This window comes from Thioclava sp. PTB-PU3-1 (genome assembly GCF_055666785.1).
This window is the reverse complement of the sequence record NZ_JBVNVL010000006.1, coordinates 105995-120166: the sequence shown is the minus strand read 5'-3', so window position 1 is coordinate 120166 and position 14172 is coordinate 105995. Positions and strand designations below refer to the sequence as shown.

Genomic DNA, 14172 nt, shown 5'->3' with positions numbered 1-14172 from the left:
CGTGACGTTGCGGCGCAAGCGGCTTCGTGAATTGCGCAGACGTCGCGCGCCGCACTAGCTTCACACCCATGAAACGCGCCTCGATCCTTTTCGCCGCCCTGATCGCCCTCGTCGAGTTGGCGGCGTTCGGCGCGAGCTTCGTCAACAACATGGCTGAACACCCCCATGCCGCCGTGCCGCTGGGCATCCTGTGGCTGATGTTTCGCTACTTCACGATCTGGACGAATACGCTCGTGGGCCTCGCCTTCGGCTGGATGGTGTGGCGCAAGCGGGCACTGGCGAAGCCGTTCCTCGCGGCGCTGGTGCTGTGGATCCTGATCGTCGGCGTGGTCTACCACCTGCTGCTGGCCGGCGACGCGCCGCTGCACGGGCTCGATTACGTCTCGAACCTGCTCTACCACACCGCCGCCCCGATCCTCGTGCCGGTCTGGTGGCTGGCCTTCGCTCCGAAAGGCGGGCTGACGAGCCATCACGCCGTGATCTGGCTGACCTGGCCGCTGGTCTATCTCGTCTATGCGGTGATCCGGGGGCTGGAGACCGGGTTCTACCCGTACTTTTTCCTCAACCTCGACAAGCTCGGATGGGGCGGGCTGGGCCTGTGGTGCGTGAAGTTCCTCGTGGCCTTCTGGATCGGCGGGCTGGTGATCGTGACGCTCGGGCGCGGGCTCAACCGCCTCGGGATCAGCCGCTGAGGCCATCCTCGTCAAGCATCGTGCGCCCCTCGCGGCTCTCGATTTCGATCACCCAGAGGTCCGGGTCGAAGCCGCGTTGCTTGCGGATGCTGGCATCGACCTCAGCCTCGGGACCGTCATGCAACAGCATCCACGCGCTCTCTCCGGTCATCAGATCGGCACGCCGCTCGTAGCTTTGCGCGGTCCCGTCGAGCCGCGCGCATTTCACCAGCACGGCCCCCGAAGACGCCTGCCCATGCGCGGTGACGTAGGCGGGGATATTCGCCAGCTCCAGCCGCTTGAGATAGGCGCGGACCCAGAAATCCGTGGTCAGACGCCCCTCGCTCATCACTTCGAGTCCTTGAAGTCGAGCCCCATCTCGGAATAGCGCTCGGCCTCTTCCAGCCAGTTCGGGCGCACCTTCACTTGCAGGAAGAGATGCACGGGCCGGTCGAGAAACTCGATCAGTTCTTCGCGGGCGGCTTTCGAGATCGCCTTGATCGTCTCGCCGCCCTTGCCGAGGATGATCCCCTTGTGACCGTCGCGGGCGACATAGATCACCTGATCGATCCGCGCGGAGCCGTCCTTGCGCTCTTCCCAGCTCTCAGTCTCGACGGTCAGCTGGTAGGGCAACTCTTCGTGCAGGCGCAGGGTCAGCTTCTCGCGGGTGATCTCGGCGGCGATCATGCGCATCGGCAGGTCGGCGATCTGGTCTTCGGGATAAAGCCACGGCCCCTCGGGCATCTCACCCGCAAGCCATTCCTTGAGATCCTGCACGCCGTAGCCGCGCTCGGCGGAGATCATGAAGGTCTTGGTGAACTGGTACGCCTCGTTGAGCTTCGCGGTCAGGCCCAGAAGCTCCTCGGATTTCACCTTGTCGATCTTGTTGATCGCAAGCGCCACCGGCTGCGTGCCTTCGCGACCGCGCAGGGCCTCGAGGATGCTTTCGACGCCGGGGGTGAGGCCGCGATGGGCTTCGACCAGCAGGACGATCATGTCGGCATCGGCCGCCCCGCCCCAAGCCGCGTTGACCATTGCGCGATCCAGACGACGGCGCGGGCGGAAGATGCCGGGCGTGTCGACGAAGACGATCTGGCTCTGGCCTTCCATCGCGACGCCACGGATGCGGGCGCGGGTGGTCTGCACCTTATGGGTGACGATCGAGACCTTCGCGCCCACCATCGCGTTGAGCAACGTGGATTTGCCCGCATTGGGCTCTCCGATCAGGGCGACGAAACCGGCGCGTGTGGTCATGGGTGTTCCTTTTTGGCGATACGCGAAAGCGATACGGGGCGCGGGGTAGCTTATAACGGCGCGCGTTGCCAGTCATCTTGTCATGTGGCTTGTGCGACGAGGGCCGCGCCCGATCCTCGGGTGGGCGCTTCGCTTCGTCCGTGGCCGGGCAGTTTATCTTTCAAGCCCGAGTGGCGGATATGCCCGCGCCGACATCGCCAATGCGCCCTCCCATGGGGAGGGTCGGGCGCGGCCCGGGGCTGGTCGCCCCGCGCCAAGACCTTCACTCAACCCTCGGCGCCCTCTTCCAGACGTTTCAGCAGCGTCTTCGCAGCGGTCATTTCGCCCTGACGCTTCGAACCGGCCTTGGCCGTTTCGCGCGCGCCGTTCTCCAGACGCACCTCGATGGTGAAATTGGGGGCGTGATCGGGACCGTCGCGATGGATGATCTCGTAGTGCGGCGGTGGCAGACCGCGGGCCTGCGCCCATTCCTGCAGCGCGGTTTTCGGGTCGCGCGCGTCTTCCTCGACGCTGTCGAGCCGATCTTCCCAAAGCCGCAGGATCAGCACTTTCGCCGCATCGAACCCGCCATCGAGATAAACCGCCGCGATCACCGCCTCCATCGCGTCGCCCAGCAGCGCCAGCTTGCGCCGCCCGCCGGTCATCATCTCGGACCGGCCGAGCTTGAGCACCGCACCGAGGTCGATCTTGCGGGCGATATCGGCGCAGGCTTCCTTGCGCACGAGCGCGTTGAAGCGCGGCGCCATCTGGCCCTCGGAAGCGGCACGATCGCCCAGGAACAGCGCCTCGGCCATCACGAGGCCCAAGACGCGGTCGCCCAGAAATTCCAGCCGCTGGTTGTCGGGCCGGGTCGGCGTGGAGATCGAACTATGCGTCAGCGCGCGCGCCAGCAGCTCGGGCCGTTTGAACTTATGCCCGAGGCGCTGCTCGAATGCCTTGATCTCCGCGCTTAGCTTCAATTGATCGCCTTGAAGAACCGATCCGGACGCCAGGTCCAGAAGTAGAACAGCGAGCGACCCGCCGAGGAGAACATCACCCGGTCGGCCCGGCCGATCAGGTTCTCTTTCGGGACGAAGCCAAGACCGCCCACCGATTGCGGGAAGCGGCTGTCTTCGGAGTTGTCGCGGTTGTCGCCCATGAAGAAATACATGCCCTCGGGCACGGTGTAGACGGGCGTGTTGTCCACGGGGCCGTCATTGTTGATCTGCAGAATGTCATGCGTGACGCCATTGGGCAGCGTCTCGGCATAGCGTTTCTTGATGCAGGTATCGCCCATGCCGACCGGCGAGTTCGAGCAGCGCGGCAACAGCCCCTGCGGGCCCTGCGGCTGCATGACTTCCTCGAAATCGGGCTCGGGCTTCATCTCGACCGCCTTGCCGTTGATCTGCAGAACGCCGTTGATCATCTGAATCTTGTCGCCCGGCAGGCCGATCAGACGCTTGATGAAATCGACGTTCTTGGTCGGGTGACGGAACACCACCACATCGCCGCGCTCGGGGTCGCTGGCCAGCAGGCGCCCGTCGAAGGGGCAGGCCGAGAACGGGCAGGAGTAACGCGAATAGCCGTAGGCCATCTTGTTCACGAAGAGGAAGTCGCCGATCAGCAGCGTGTCCTTCATCGAGCCGGAGGGAATCCAGAAGGGCTGGAAGAACAGCGTGCGGAACACCCCCGCGATCACCAGTGCCCAGACAATCGTCTTGATCGTGTCGAGGATACCGCCCTCGGCCTTGTTCTTCGCCATTATCTCTTACCCTGCCTCAAAATTCCTTGGCCTCAATACGCGGCCTCGCGCCCGAGTCAAGAAAGCTTGCGGGCCTCGATCACGACGAAGGCCTGCGCCCAGGGGTGGTCATCGGTCAGCGTCACATGGATGACGGACTCGTAACCCTCTGGTGTCATTTCCTTAAGCCGGTCCGCCGCCCAGCCCGTGACCTGCATCACCGGCTGCCCCGTTGGCAGATTCGTGACCGCCATATCCTTCCATGCGATGCCCATGCGCAACCCGGTTCCAAGCGCTTTGGAACAGGCCTCTTTCGCCGCCCAGCGTTTGGCATAGGTGCCGGCCACATCCTTGCGGCGCTCGGCCTTGCGCTGCTCGGTCTCGGTGAAGACCCGATTGCGGAAGCGGTCGCCAAAGCGTTCGAGCGTGCGCTCGATCCGCTCGATATTCGCGAGATCGGTGCCGATACCGAGGATCATGGGGTGACCTCGGTGGTGATCGCGCCCGTCGCCTGATTGAGCGTCATGTGCAACTGATGCGACATTGCGTCACCCGTGCCGTCATAGGTGGAGACCGGCAGGGTGAGGCTCAACCCGGTCGCGGGATCGTAGCTGGCCGAGAGCGCCGCGAAATCGACCCCGCCGAAGCCGGTGCCCTCTGCAGCCGAGATGACCCGGCATTGCCGCCCGCCGACCTCGTCATAGGGGGGCGACAGGACGAGAATATGGAACGCCGCCGCAGCCGGCTCGATCGTATCCATCAGCGCCAGCCGCACCGCGCCCTTGGCGAAAGTCGCGGTATTCTCCGACCAAGGCTCGACGATATTATCGGCGCGCGCAGTGAAATCGCAGGGCCCGACATAGGCCGGACCTGCCTGCGCCGCGCAAGCCGCGCCAAGCAACGCACCGGTCAGCATGACGCCGCGCAGCTTCATCCCCGCGCCGCATCCATCAGCTTGCGCATATGCACGATTGCGGGACCGAGCCCGACGAAGATCGCCTCAGAGATCAGGAAATGGCCGATGTTCAACTCGCGGATCTGCTTCATTTCGGCGATCGGCTCGACCGTCTCATAGGTCAGGCCGTGGCCCGCATGCACCTCCAGCCCGAGACTGTCGGCATAGGCAGCGCCTGCTTTCAGCGCCTCCAGCTCGGCATCGCGGGCGGCGAAATCGCCCTCGTAATGCATGTCGCAGAAATGGCCGGTATGCAGCTCGATCACCTGCGCGCCGATCTTGGCGGAGGCTTCGATCTGCGCCGGATCATGACCGATGAACATCGACACGCGGATGCCCGCCTCGACGAGCGGCCCCACGTAATCGGTCAGCCGCGAGAGATCGCCAGCGACGTCCAGACCGCCTTCGGTCGTCACCTCTTCGCGCTTTTCCGGCACGATGCAGCAGGCATGGGGCAGATGGCGCAGCGCGATCTCCTGCATCTCGGGCGTCGCGGCCATCTCGAAATTCAGCGGGATGTCGAGCCCGCCGCGCAGCGCGTCGATATCGGCGTCACGGATATGGCGGCGGTCTTCGCGCAGATGCGCGGTGATCCCGTCGGCCCCCGCCTGTTCGGCCAGACGCGCGGCGCGCAGCGGGTCAGGATAGGCCGAGCCGCGGGCATTCCGCACGGTGGCCACGTGATCGATATTCACACCAAGGCGCAAAGGTTTGGGCATCGGGCTCTCCGCAATAAGTCTCGCAGGAGTATGCCTGCGCGCGCAGGCGGGGAAAAGACCTGCGATTGTATCGGTTTCAGAACGGGACCGGCGCGGTGAAGGTCATATGCATGCCGCCATCTGGATGGCGAAAGCGCAGGGTTTCGGCATGGAGCATCAGGCGCTCGAACTCCTGCGCCGGGCCTTCGGCATAGAGCGGATCGCCGAGGATCGGATGACCCAGCTCGGCCATGTGCACCCGCAGCTGGTGGCTGCGCCCGGTGATCGGCATCAGCCGCACGCGCGTCGTGCCGTCCTCATGGCGCATCACCCGCCAGTCGGTCTGGGCGGGGCGGCCGTTCTCGTGATCGACATGCTGGCGCGGACGGTTCGGCCAGTCGACACACAGCGGCAGGTCGACCCGCCCCTCCTTCTCGGCCAGCTCACCCCAGAGCCGCGCCTGATAGGCTTTCTTCGTCTGTCGCTTTTCGAATTGCAGGCCAAGGTGGCGCTGCGCATGGGGCGTGAGCGCGAAGACCATCACGCCCGAGGTATCGGTATCGAGCCGGTGAACCAGCAGAACCTCGGGGTAAATCCCCCGCAGCCGCGCAATCAGGCAATCGGCCTTGTCCGGCCCCTTGCCTGGCACCGAGAGCAACCCCGCCTGCTTGTCGACCACGAGGATTTCGTGATCGGCATGAAGGATGCGCGGGGCCTCCTGTGGCGGGTCATAGACGTAACTCATGCGCTGCGAGATGCACTGCGCCGCCTGTCGGGTCAAGCCTCAGGGCGATTGCGGCGTCCCCGGCTCGATCTCGTAGTAATCGCCCTTGTCCGCCACGAAGATATGCTCCGCCATCGAAAGCCCCGTCGGCAGGTCGAGCGTCCCCGCCGCAACCGAAATCCGCCCCTCGCCGTCCAGCCGCCAGAACACGGAGCTGCCGCAGAATTGGCAAAAGCCCCGCTCCGCCGTTTCCGAGGAGCGATACCAGCGCAGCCCGTCGCGGTTGATCAGCACAAGCTGATGGTCATCGATCTGCGACGAGGCCCAGATATGGCCGGAAGTCTTGCGGCATTGGCTGCAATGGCAGGCCAGCACGGGCCGCATGTCGCCCGCGACCTCGTAGCTGACCGCCCCGCAGAGGCACGCGCCGGTATGTTTCATGGCTTCCTCACAAATGTCCGAACACGTCTTTCAGAATCCCATCCAGCGCCGCCGCATCCTCTTCGGTGAAGGCATCCGGCTGGTCGCTGTCGATATCGAGCACCGCGATGACACCGCGCTTTGCATAGACCGGGATCACCAGTTCCGAGCGGGTGGAGCTGGCGCAGGCGATATGGCCGGGGAAGGCCTCGACATCGGGCACCAGTTGGGTAGCTCCCTCGCGGGCAGCCGCCCCGCAGACCCCGCGCGAAAACGGGATCACGAGGCAGCCATGCCCACCCTGATAGGGGCCGATCTTCAGCAGTTCAGGTTCGGTGACCCGGTAGAAGCCGGTCCAGTCGAAGCGGTCATCCGCATGATGGATTTCGCAGGCCAGCGTCGCCATCAGCGCGACCTCGTCGGTTTCACCCTCGGTCAGCGCCGCGATGCGTTTCGCCAGATCGTCGTAATCCACGCTCATACCCGTTCGATCGCGATGGCCGTGCCCTCGCCCCCACCGATACAGATCGCGGCCACGCCGCGCTTGAGATCGGCCTTTTCCAGCGCATTGAGGAGCGTCACGATGATCCGCGCACCCGACGCGCCGATCGGATGGCCAAGCGCACAGGCACCGCCATTCACGTTCACCTTGTCATGCGAGATGTCCAGCTTGTGCATGAAGGCCATCGGCACGACCGCGAAGGCTTCGTTGACCTCCCACAGATCGACGTCATCGACCGTCCAGCCGAGCTTCTTCAGCAGCTTCTCCGCCGCCGGCACCGGCGCCGTCGGGAAATCGGCGGGCGCCTGCGCATGGCTCGCATGGCCCAGAATGCGGGCGCGGATCGGCAGGCCCTCGGCCTTCGCCGCAGCCTCCGAGGCCAGCACCAGCGCAGCCGCCCCGTCCGAGATCGAGGACGAATTCGCCGCCGTCACCGTGCCGTCCTTGCGGAAGGCGGGCTTGAGATGCGGGATCTTGTCGGGGCGTGCATTGCCCGGCTGCTCGTCGATGGAGACCACCGTCTCGCCCTTGCGGGTCTTCACCGTCACCGGCGCGATCTCATCGGCGAAAGCCCCGGATTTCTCCGCCGCAACGGCACGGTTCAGCGAGGCCATCGCGTAATCGTCCTGCGCCTCGCGGGTGAATTGGAAGGCCTGCGCACAATCCTCGGCAAAGGTGCCCATGAGACGCCCCTTGTCATAGGCATCCTCCAGCCCGTCGAGGAACATGTGATCGAGCGCCTGAGCATGGCCGAGCCGTGCCCCTGCGCGCATCTTCGGCAGCATGTAGGGCGCGTTGGTCATGCTCTCCATCCCGCCCGCGACCATCACCCCGGTCTGGCCGAGCGCGATCTGGTCATAGGCCACCATCGCCGCTTTCATGCCCGAGCCGCACATCTTGTTCAGCGTCGTCGCGGGCACCTCTTCGCCAAGCCCCGCCGCGAAGCCTGCCTGTCGTGCGGGCGCCTGCCCCTGACCTGCGGGCAGCACGCAGCCCATCAGAACTTCCTCGATCCGCGCAGGCGCGACGCCTGCACCGTCCATCGCCGCCTTGATGGCGGCCCCACCCAGTTCCGACGCAGGCACAGCTGCAAAGACGCCCTGCATTCCGCCCATCGGCGTGCGCGAGGCTCCGACGATCACCACGTTTTCCATGATACCCTCCAAAATTCTGTCCCACGGATACCGAATGGTAAGCATTGCCGTCTAGCCTTCCCGTCAGATCAACCGTGGGAGTCGGACATGAACCTCACTGCCGAAGCGCTGGAAGGCGCGCTTGTCGTCCATCTGGCCGAGGCGCGGCTGGATGCTGCCATCGCGATCCGGTTCAAGGAAAGAATGCGCGATGTGACCGTGCAACCGGCGGCGCGGGTGCTGCTGGACCTCTCGAAGGTGGAGTTTCTCGACAGTTCCGGGCTGGGTGCGGTGGTGGCGGTGATGAAATCGCTCGCGCCAAACCGACAGCTGGAGCTTTGCGGGCTGACGCCGAATGTCGCGAAGGTGTTCCGCCTGACCCGCATGGATTCGGTGCTGCCGATCCACGCCGACCTCGAAGCCGCGCTGGGGGAGGGCCGGAAATATGCGTGAGCGTGTGAGACCGAAATCACCCCCCAGCACCGCGCGCCCAAGCCCGCACCCGCAGCAGGCCGAAGTGCGGGTCTTCAACCTCAGCTTCGCGGCGACACCGATCGCGGTGCGCGACGCGCTGCGGGCCGCCGTGGCGCGTTTCATCCGTCTGATGACCGAGGAAGAGGCCGGGACGCTGGAATTGATTCTCGCGGAAATCCTCAACAACATCGTCGAGCATGGCTACGGCGATAGCGGCAAAGGCACGATCTCGCTCTCCATCGCGCGCGACGGTAAGGGGCTCACCTGCTCGGTCAGCGACGACGGGGTCGCGCTACCCCCGGCCTGCCTCGATCTGGAAGACCGCGACCCGGAGCGGCCCGACCCGACCAGCCTGCCCGAAGGCGGCTTTGGCTGGTTCCTGATCCGCGATCTTGCGACCGATCTGGGCTATCACCGCGAGGAGGGGCGCAATCTGCTCGCCTTCCGCATGCCGCTAGACCCGATCGAAATTCGACAGGCGGGATAGGGCCCCTGCCCGACCCGCAGCCTTGCACCGTGGGCGGCGCGGTTCAGTTCAGTTGGAATTGCAGCTGATACGACCCGTTACCGAATTCGCCGAAGAGGTCCTCGAGATCGGGATGGCTCACCGGTTCGCCTGAGAAATCCGCAACGAGGTTCTGCTCGGACACATAGGCCACGTAGTAGCTCTCGTCGTTCTCGGCGAGCAGGTGGTAATAGGGCTGATCCTTGGACGGGCGCGATTCCTCGGGGATCGCGTCATACCATTCCTGCGAGTTGGAGAAGATCGCATCGACATCGAACACCACCCCGCGGAACGGGTGGTTGCGATGCCGCACCACTTGGCCGATGTGATATTTCGCGTGCGTGGTATGCATATCTATCCTCATACCTTAATTCTAAATCGTGAAACCGCTCAGGTCCACGTTTTCGCCTCATTTCCGCCGGAAACAGATTGTCCGATTCGTCGCGACAGTCCGCTGATCCTGTGCGTTTCCCGGTTTTCGAACGGGCCAATTACGCATAGACTGACAAAAAACAAGGCCGTCAGAGCAAAGAAGAGCAGTTATGAAGAAATACCTCGCCCTCGGCGTAGTGCTTGCGGTGGCCGCCTGTGGAGGCGGACCGTCCAAGCCCCCGCGCAATCTTGATGACGCCTGCGCGATCATCAAAGAACGCCCGCAATACTTCAACGCCATGCGCCGGACGGAGGCCCGCTGGGGCGTTCCGGTCGCCGTGCAGATGGCCACGATCCACCAGGAAAGCAAGTTCGACGGCAATGCGAAGACGCCGCAGCGCTTCGCGCTCGGGATCATCCCGTTGGGCCGTCAAAGCTCCGCCTATGGCTACAGCCAGGCCCTGGACGGCACCTGGGATGAGTATCGCGAAGATACCCATCGCTTCGGTGCGAGGCGCAACCGCATCTCGGACGCCACCGACTTCATGGGCTGGTACATGGACGGCACGCAGAAGAAGCTCGGCATCTCCAAGGCCGACGCGCGCAACCAGTATCTGGCCTATCACGAAGGGCGCGGCGGCTATTCGCGCGGGTCACACCGGTCGAAATCCTGGCTTCTCGCCGTGGCCGACCGCGTCGCGTCCCGCGCGCAGATGTACGAAATCCAACTGCAATCCTGCCGGCGCTGAGAAATCAGCGCCGCTGGGCCAATGCCTGATCGATGGAGAACATCGACGTGGCGAAGTTGCCGCCCTTTTGCAGGTTGTTCAGGATCGTCGTGGTCTTCTCGCCCGACTGGTTGGTGATCACCCACTGGCGCAGCTCGACCGGCCCGTCGGTGAAGACCAGCTGAATATTGCCGTATTCGGGATGCTGCGGGTCCTGCGCGGTGACGATCGTCTTCGGCCCGTCCGTCGTGTAGCCCACGACCATACCATTGCGGTTCAGGTCGATATTGCGGCCCAGGATCAGGTTCAGCGGCGTCTTCACCAGCGGATATTGCTCCGGCGGCTGGTTCGATTTCGGATCGAACACCGCGACTCGGTTGGCCGAGGCCAGCACCAACGTCTTGTCGTTATTGTACTGGAAGCGCGCCCGACCGGGCCGCTTGATGAACAGCTTGCCGGTCGAGATAGACCCGTCCGAATTGACCTGCGTGAAATCCGACGACGCGGAGGTCAGCGAGTTCAGATAGGACGATATCTGATTCAGCGAGACTTTTCCGGCCGAGGCCGGAAGGGCGAGCGCCAGCGTGAAGATCGCGGCGAGCAGGATGCGGATCTGTTTCATGACCATAGATTTAGGCACTCCTTGCGAAAGCGGAAGTCCCGCCGTAACGCGCCAATCGCGCTGCGGGTCCGTCTTGAGCGCATTTGCGCCTAACAGGGGATGTCATTCAATAACAGCGCCCCCGTATCGGATCACTGCGCCCGGCGGTCGTCCCGAGTAAGGGGCCCCTGAAACGCAAAGCGCCCCGAGGTCTCCCCGGGGCGCATCGCATTTCTGATTGTGACCGGCTTACTGCTGCTCGGGCACGAGGATTTCGCGCTTGCCGACATGGTTGGCCGAGGACACGATGCCCTGATCCTCCATCTGCTCCACGAGGCGCGCGGCCTTGTTATAGCCGATGCCCAGCTTGCGCTGGATGTAGGAGGTCGAGCATTTGCGATCCTTTATCACGATGCCCACCGCCTGATCGTAGAGCGCATCCTCTCCGCCGGTATTGCCGCCGGTGTTGAGGCCGAGCACTGCGTCGATATCGCTCGCTGTGTCGTCATCGGGGCCTTCGACCACGCCCGACATGTATTCCGGCGGACCGAAGCTCTTGAGGTGGTTGACGATTTCTTCGACTTCCTCGTCGGACACGAACGGCCCGTGACAGCGGGTGATTTTGCCGCCCCCCGCCATGTAGAGCATGTCGCCCATGCCCAGAAGCTGCTCGGCGCCCTGCTCGCCCAGAATGGTGCGGCTGTCGATCTTCGACGTCACCTGGAAGGAGATCCGGGTCGGGAAGTTCGCCTTGATCGTGCCGGTGATGACATCGACCGAGGGGCGCTGCGTGGCCATGATCAGGTGAATCCCCGAGGCCCGCGCCATCTGCGCCAGACGCTGGATGCAGGCCTCGATCTCTTTCCCTGCGACCATCATCAGGTCGGCCATCTCGTCGACGATGACGACTATATAGGGGAAAGGCTCGGGCTGGAATTCATCCGTCTCGAAGATCGGCTCGCCGGTCTCCTCGTCGAAGCCAGTCTGCACGGTGCGCTTGAACATCTCGCCCTTGTCGAGGCTTTCCTTCACGCGGCCGTTGTAGCCCTCGATGTTCCGCACGCCCATTTTGGACATCTTGCGGTAACGCTCTTCCATCTCCGAGACGACCCATTTCAGCGCGACGACCGCCTTCTTCGGATCGGTCACAACCGGCGACAGCAGATGCGGGATGCCGTCATAGACGGAGAGTTCGAGCATCTTCGGGTCGATCATGATCAGGCGGCACTCTTCCGGCGTCAGACGGTAGAGCAGCGACAGGATCATCGTGTTGATCGCCACCGACTTACCCGAGCCGGTCGTCCCTGCGATCAGCAGGTGGGGCATCTTGGCAAGGTTGGTGACGATCGGCTCGCCGCCGATGGTCTTGCCCAGAGCCAGCGGCAGCTTGATGTTCTTGTCGTCGAAATCGCGCGCCGAGAGGATCTCGCGCAGCACGACCTTCTCGCGGTGATCGTTGGGCAGCTCGATACCAATCACCGAACGGCCCGGCACGGTCGAGACACGTGCCGACAGCGCCGACATCGAGCGGGCGATATCGTCGGCCAGACCGATCACGCGGCTGGCTTTCAGACCCGGCGCGGGCTCGAGTTCATACATCGTGACGACGGGGCCGGGGCGGACCGAGACGATCTCGCCCTTCACGCCGTAATCGTCGAGCACGGTTTCGAGCATCCGCGCGTTCTCTTCCAGCGCCTCATCCGAGAGCTGGTGGCGCTGGATCGTCGTGGGGTTGGTCAGCAGCGACAGCGGCGGCATCTCGAAAGGCGCGGTTTTCGGCTTCTCGAAAGCCATCTTCGGCTGGGCCTCTTCGATCGCACGACGCGAGGGAGCTGCGGGTTTCGCCGCAGGCTGCACGACGCGCTTCGGCTCGGGCTGCTTGATGACCTGACGGTCGAGACCGCGCGCGGAGGCCGGGATTTCCGGCACCACGTCTTCCTCGATCCATTGCGCAGCGCCCGACTCGTCGAAGGAGTGCGGCTCACCGGCATAGAAATGCTCGGTGCGCATGTCGCGAGGATCGGCCTCGAAGCCTTCGTAATCCGGGTGGGTCCAGTCGCGGCTGTCGTCGTCCGCGTAGTCATAACCCTGCGCGACCTGCTCCGCCGCCGTCATTTGCGGCTCGTCGGCACCCGCATAGGCCATTTCGGGCGCATGCTCGGCGGCACTTGCAGGCGCGCCGAAACCCGGCATGAAGCGCGGCTTGGCCTTGAGCGGCGGCTCGGCGCGCAGTTGCGGCTCGGCCCGCAGCGGCGGTTCCTGATGGACCACTTGCGGCTGGCGCGGTGCGCGCGCGAGGCGTTTGGCGACGGCGGCCAGCACCGAGGCCGACGGACGCGGCGGCTCCGGCTCGGGGTCGGCGAAGGTCTCGGGCATATCGTGATGCAGCGGGGCCTCAGGCTCGGGCGCGTAATCGGTCACGATCGGCGCCGACTTGCGGTTCTGCACCGCCTGGCTGATCCGGGCGCGGATGCGATCCTCGGACGGCGCTGCGGGCTGCGGCTGGTCGTCCCAATAGGGCTCGGTCTCGAACAGTTCGGGCGAGGCATCATAGGGATCGTAATCGGGTTCCACCGGGCGACGGATGCGCGACAGGAAGGACGGGCGTGCCGCCGGGGCCGCTTCGACCTCGGGCGCCCAGTCATGCGCGGCATAGGCCTGTTGCTCCTCCCATGCGGCTTGTTCTGCGGCGCGTTCGGCCGCTTCCGCGCGGCGCTGGCGCGCCCGTTCTGCCGCCGAGCGAGCCCCCGTGACCGAGGCCGATGCCCCACGGCCCAGAATGTTCATCGCGCCGACATAGATCGCGACCGTGCCCAACCACATGAAACGCGTGATCGCCTGCAGCTCGGGCTTGGTGAAGCCGAGAACGAAGGTCGCCATGGCCAGCATTGCCGCAGCAAGGACCAGCGACAGAAGCTTCAGCCCGACCACGCCCGAGATCGGAACGATCCCCAGCATCGCGCCCGCGATCATGTCGCCGAAATGCCCACCGAGGCCGAAGGCCTGACCCCATTGATCGCCCGGCACCAGAAGCGCTGCGTAAACGGCGGCGACGGCCACGGCGATCGGGAAGAAGATCATCCGCGATACGAGGCGCTCCTCGCCGCGATGGGTGATCATGCGCAGACCCCAGGCCACCAGCGCCGCGGGCAGCAGCCACGCGCCGTGGCCTACGATCACGAACAGGGGCGAGGCGATCCCGGCGCCGATCCGGCCCAACCAGTTCTGCACCGGCTCATCCGAGGACGCCATCCAGCTTGGATCTTCGGGGTGATAGGAGAACAGCATCATCGCGGCGAGCAAGCCGAAGACGACCAGCAGCCCCCCTACCAATTCCTTGCCACGCCGCTCCAGAACGGCTTGCGTGTCCTGATCGAAAAGCGGATCGCGCTGTCGAACCTGATAAGATGCCATA

Annotated in this window: 18 protein-coding genes; 4 read left to right on the top strand and 14 right to left on the bottom strand. The window is 64.5% G+C overall.

The genetic code is table 11. The features are described from left to right. Positions 1-68: 68 nt before the first annotated feature. Positions 69-692 (top strand): Pr6Pr family membrane protein, encoded by a 624-nt coding sequence (locus ACZ7GB_RS16010; RefSeq protein WP_472159483.1) that lies wholly within the window; start codon positions 69-71, stop codon positions 690-692. Here ACZ7GB_RS16010 and ACZ7GB_RS16005 read toward each other — a convergent pair. The 11 genes from ACZ7GB_RS16005 to ACZ7GB_RS15955 all read right to left on the bottom strand — a co-directional run bounded on the left by ACZ7GB_RS16005 (position 682) and on the right by ACZ7GB_RS15955 (position 8098). Further along, positions 682-1020 (bottom strand): DUF1491 family protein, encoded by a 339-nt coding sequence (locus ACZ7GB_RS16005; protein WP_472159482.1) that lies wholly within the window; start codon positions 1018-1020, stop codon positions 682-684. The genes ACZ7GB_RS16010 and ACZ7GB_RS16005 overlap by 11 nt on opposite strands. After that, the gene (gene era, locus ACZ7GB_RS16000) at positions 1020-1925 is read right to left on the bottom strand and encodes a GTPase Era (protein ID WP_078600868.1); all 906 of its coding nucleotides are present in this window, start codon (positions 1923-1925) and stop codon (positions 1020-1022) included. Before era ends, ACZ7GB_RS16005 begins: the two co-directional genes overlap by 1 nt. Before the next feature lie 266 nt (positions 1926-2191). Next, positions 2192-2884, bottom strand: coding sequence for a ribonuclease III (gene rnc / locus ACZ7GB_RS15995; protein WP_078521471.1), 693 nt, complete (start codon positions 2882-2884; stop codon positions 2192-2194). Next, complete coding sequence (lepB, locus tag ACZ7GB_RS15990) at positions 2881-3666, bottom strand: signal peptidase I (protein WP_093477024.1); 786 nt, start codon at positions 3664-3666, stop codon at positions 2881-2883. The genes rnc and lepB overlap by 4 nt, the downstream gene beginning before the upstream one ends. A 56-nt stretch (positions 3667-3722) precedes the next feature. After that, the gene (gene acpS / locus ACZ7GB_RS15985; RefSeq protein WP_078521475.1) at positions 3723-4124 is read right to left on the bottom strand and encodes a holo-ACP synthase; all 402 of its coding nucleotides are present in this window, start codon (positions 4122-4124) and stop codon (positions 3723-3725) included. Further along, the gene (locus ACZ7GB_RS15980; RefSeq protein WP_246832523.1) at positions 4121-4579 is read right to left on the bottom strand and encodes a hypothetical protein; all 459 of its coding nucleotides are present in this window, start codon (positions 4577-4579) and stop codon (positions 4121-4123) included. Before ACZ7GB_RS15980 ends, acpS begins: the two co-directional genes overlap by 4 nt. Beyond that, entirely contained in the window at positions 4576-5319 is a 744-nt protein-coding gene (locus ACZ7GB_RS15975) for a pyridoxine 5'-phosphate synthase (RefSeq protein ID WP_274961945.1), read from the bottom strand. The genes ACZ7GB_RS15980 and ACZ7GB_RS15975 overlap by 4 nt, the downstream gene beginning before the upstream one ends. A gap of 76 nt (positions 5320-5395) precedes the next feature. Further along, entirely contained in the window at positions 5396-6043 is a 648-nt protein-coding gene (locus tag ACZ7GB_RS15970; RefSeq protein WP_472159480.1) for an RluA family pseudouridine synthase, read from the bottom strand. Positions 6044-6082: 39 nt separating this feature from the next. After that, on the bottom strand, positions 6083-6463 hold the full coding sequence (locus ACZ7GB_RS15965) for a GFA family protein (protein ID WP_472159479.1): 381 nt from the start codon (positions 6461-6463) through the stop codon (positions 6083-6085). Positions 6464-6470: 7 nt separating this feature from the next. Beyond that, on the bottom strand, positions 6471-6923 hold the full coding sequence (locus ACZ7GB_RS15960) for a GAF domain-containing protein (RefSeq protein WP_472159477.1): 453 nt from the start codon (positions 6921-6923) through the stop codon (positions 6471-6473). Further along, entirely contained in the window at positions 6920-8098 is a 1179-nt protein-coding gene (locus ACZ7GB_RS15955) for a thiolase family protein (protein ID WP_472159475.1), read from the bottom strand. Before ACZ7GB_RS15955 ends, ACZ7GB_RS15960 begins: the two co-directional genes overlap by 4 nt. Positions 8099-8185: 87 nt before the next feature. Between ACZ7GB_RS15955 and ACZ7GB_RS15950 the strand changes: the two genes are divergently transcribed. Further along, positions 8186-8530 (top strand): STAS domain-containing protein, encoded by a 345-nt coding sequence (locus tag ACZ7GB_RS15950; RefSeq protein ID WP_134331133.1) that lies wholly within the window; start codon positions 8186-8188, stop codon positions 8528-8530. After that, the gene (locus ACZ7GB_RS15945) at positions 8523-9038 is read left to right on the top strand and encodes an ATP-binding protein (protein ID WP_472159474.1); all 516 of its coding nucleotides are present in this window, start codon (positions 8523-8525) and stop codon (positions 9036-9038) included. Before ACZ7GB_RS15950 ends, ACZ7GB_RS15945 begins: the two co-directional genes overlap by 8 nt. Before the next feature lie 43 nt (positions 9039-9081). Here the strand turns inward: ACZ7GB_RS15945 and hspQ are convergent, their stop codons facing one another. Next, positions 9082-9408 carry a heat shock protein HspQ gene (hspQ, locus tag ACZ7GB_RS15940; protein WP_078542537.1) on the bottom strand — a complete coding sequence of 109 codons (327 nt, stop codon included), beginning with the start codon at positions 9406-9408 and terminating at the stop codon, positions 9082-9084. Between the two features lie 190 nt (positions 9409-9598). Between hspQ and ACZ7GB_RS15935 the strand changes: the two genes are divergently transcribed. Next, complete coding sequence (locus ACZ7GB_RS15935) at positions 9599-10177, top strand: transglycosylase SLT domain-containing protein (protein WP_078542536.1); 579 nt, start codon at positions 9599-9601, stop codon at positions 10175-10177. A gap of 4 nt (positions 10178-10181) precedes the next feature. On the opposite strand, the gene ACZ7GB_RS15930 is transcribed toward ACZ7GB_RS15935, so the two are convergent. Both ACZ7GB_RS15930 and ACZ7GB_RS15925 read right to left on the bottom strand, forming a co-directional pair. Then, positions 10182-10778: a LolA family protein gene (locus tag ACZ7GB_RS15930; RefSeq protein ID WP_078521674.1), complete on the bottom strand. Its 597-nt coding sequence runs from the start codon at positions 10776-10778 to the stop codon at positions 10182-10184. A gap of 228 nt (positions 10779-11006) precedes the next feature. After that, on the bottom strand, positions 11007-14171 hold the full coding sequence (locus ACZ7GB_RS15925) for a DNA translocase FtsK (protein WP_472159473.1): 3165 nt from the start codon (positions 14169-14171) through the stop codon (positions 11007-11009). Position 14172 lies beyond the last annotated feature (1 nt).

Coding starts and splice junctions, on each gene's coding strand:
- ACZ7GB_RS15980 (WP_246832523.1), bottom strand. CDS start 4,579: ATGAAGCTGCGCGGCGTCATGCTGACCGGTGCGTTGCTTGGCGCGGCT.
- ACZ7GB_RS15945 (WP_472159474.1), top strand. CDS start 8,523: ATGCGTGAGCGTGTGAGACCGAAATCACCCCCCAGCACCGCGCGCCCA.
- era (WP_078600868.1), bottom strand. CDS start 1,925: ATGACCACACGCGCCGGTTTCGTCGCCCTGATCGGAGAGCCCAATGCG.
- ACZ7GB_RS15965 (WP_472159479.1), bottom strand. CDS start 6,463: ATGAAACATACCGGCGCGTGCCTCTGCGGGGCGGTCAGCTACGAGGTC.
- acpS (WP_078521475.1), bottom strand. CDS start 4,124: ATGATCCTCGGTATCGGCACCGATCTCGCGAATATCGAGCGGATCGAG.
- ACZ7GB_RS15960 (WP_472159477.1), bottom strand. CDS start 6,923: ATGAGCGTGGATTACGACGATCTGGCGAAACGCATCGCGGCGCTGACC.
- ACZ7GB_RS15935 (WP_078542536.1), top strand. CDS start 9,599: ATGAAGAAATACCTCGCCCTCGGCGTAGTGCTTGCGGTGGCCGCCTGT.
- ACZ7GB_RS15970 (WP_472159480.1), bottom strand. CDS start 6,043: ATGAGTTACGTCTATGACCCGCCACAGGAGGCCCCGCGCATCCTTCAT.
- ACZ7GB_RS15975 (WP_274961945.1), bottom strand. CDS start 5,319: ATGCCCAAACCTTTGCGCCTTGGTGTGAATATCGATCACGTGGCCACC.
- ACZ7GB_RS16010 (WP_472159483.1), top strand. CDS start 69: ATGAAACGCGCCTCGATCCTTTTCGCCGCCCTGATCGCCCTCGTCGAG.
- ACZ7GB_RS15930 (WP_078521674.1), bottom strand. CDS start 10,778: ATGAAACAGATCCGCATCCTGCTCGCCGCGATCTTCACGCTGGCGCTC.
- ACZ7GB_RS15925 (WP_472159473.1), bottom strand. CDS start 14,171: ATGGCATCTTATCAGGTTCGACAGCGCGATCCGCTTTTCGATCAGGAC.
- hspQ (WP_078542537.1), bottom strand. CDS start 9,408: ATGCATACCACGCACGCGAAATATCACATCGGCCAAGTGGTGCGGCAT.
- lepB (WP_093477024.1), bottom strand. CDS start 3,666: ATGGCGAAGAACAAGGCCGAGGGCGGTATCCTCGACACGATCAAGACG.
- ACZ7GB_RS15950 (WP_134331133.1), top strand. CDS start 8,186: ATGAACCTCACTGCCGAAGCGCTGGAAGGCGCGCTTGTCGTCCATCTG.
- ACZ7GB_RS15955 (WP_472159475.1), bottom strand. CDS start 8,098: ATGGAAAACGTGGTGATCGTCGGAGCCTCGCGCACGCCGATGGGCGGA.
- ACZ7GB_RS16005 (WP_472159482.1), bottom strand. CDS start 1,020: ATGAGCGAGGGGCGTCTGACCACGGATTTCTGGGTCCGCGCCTATCTC.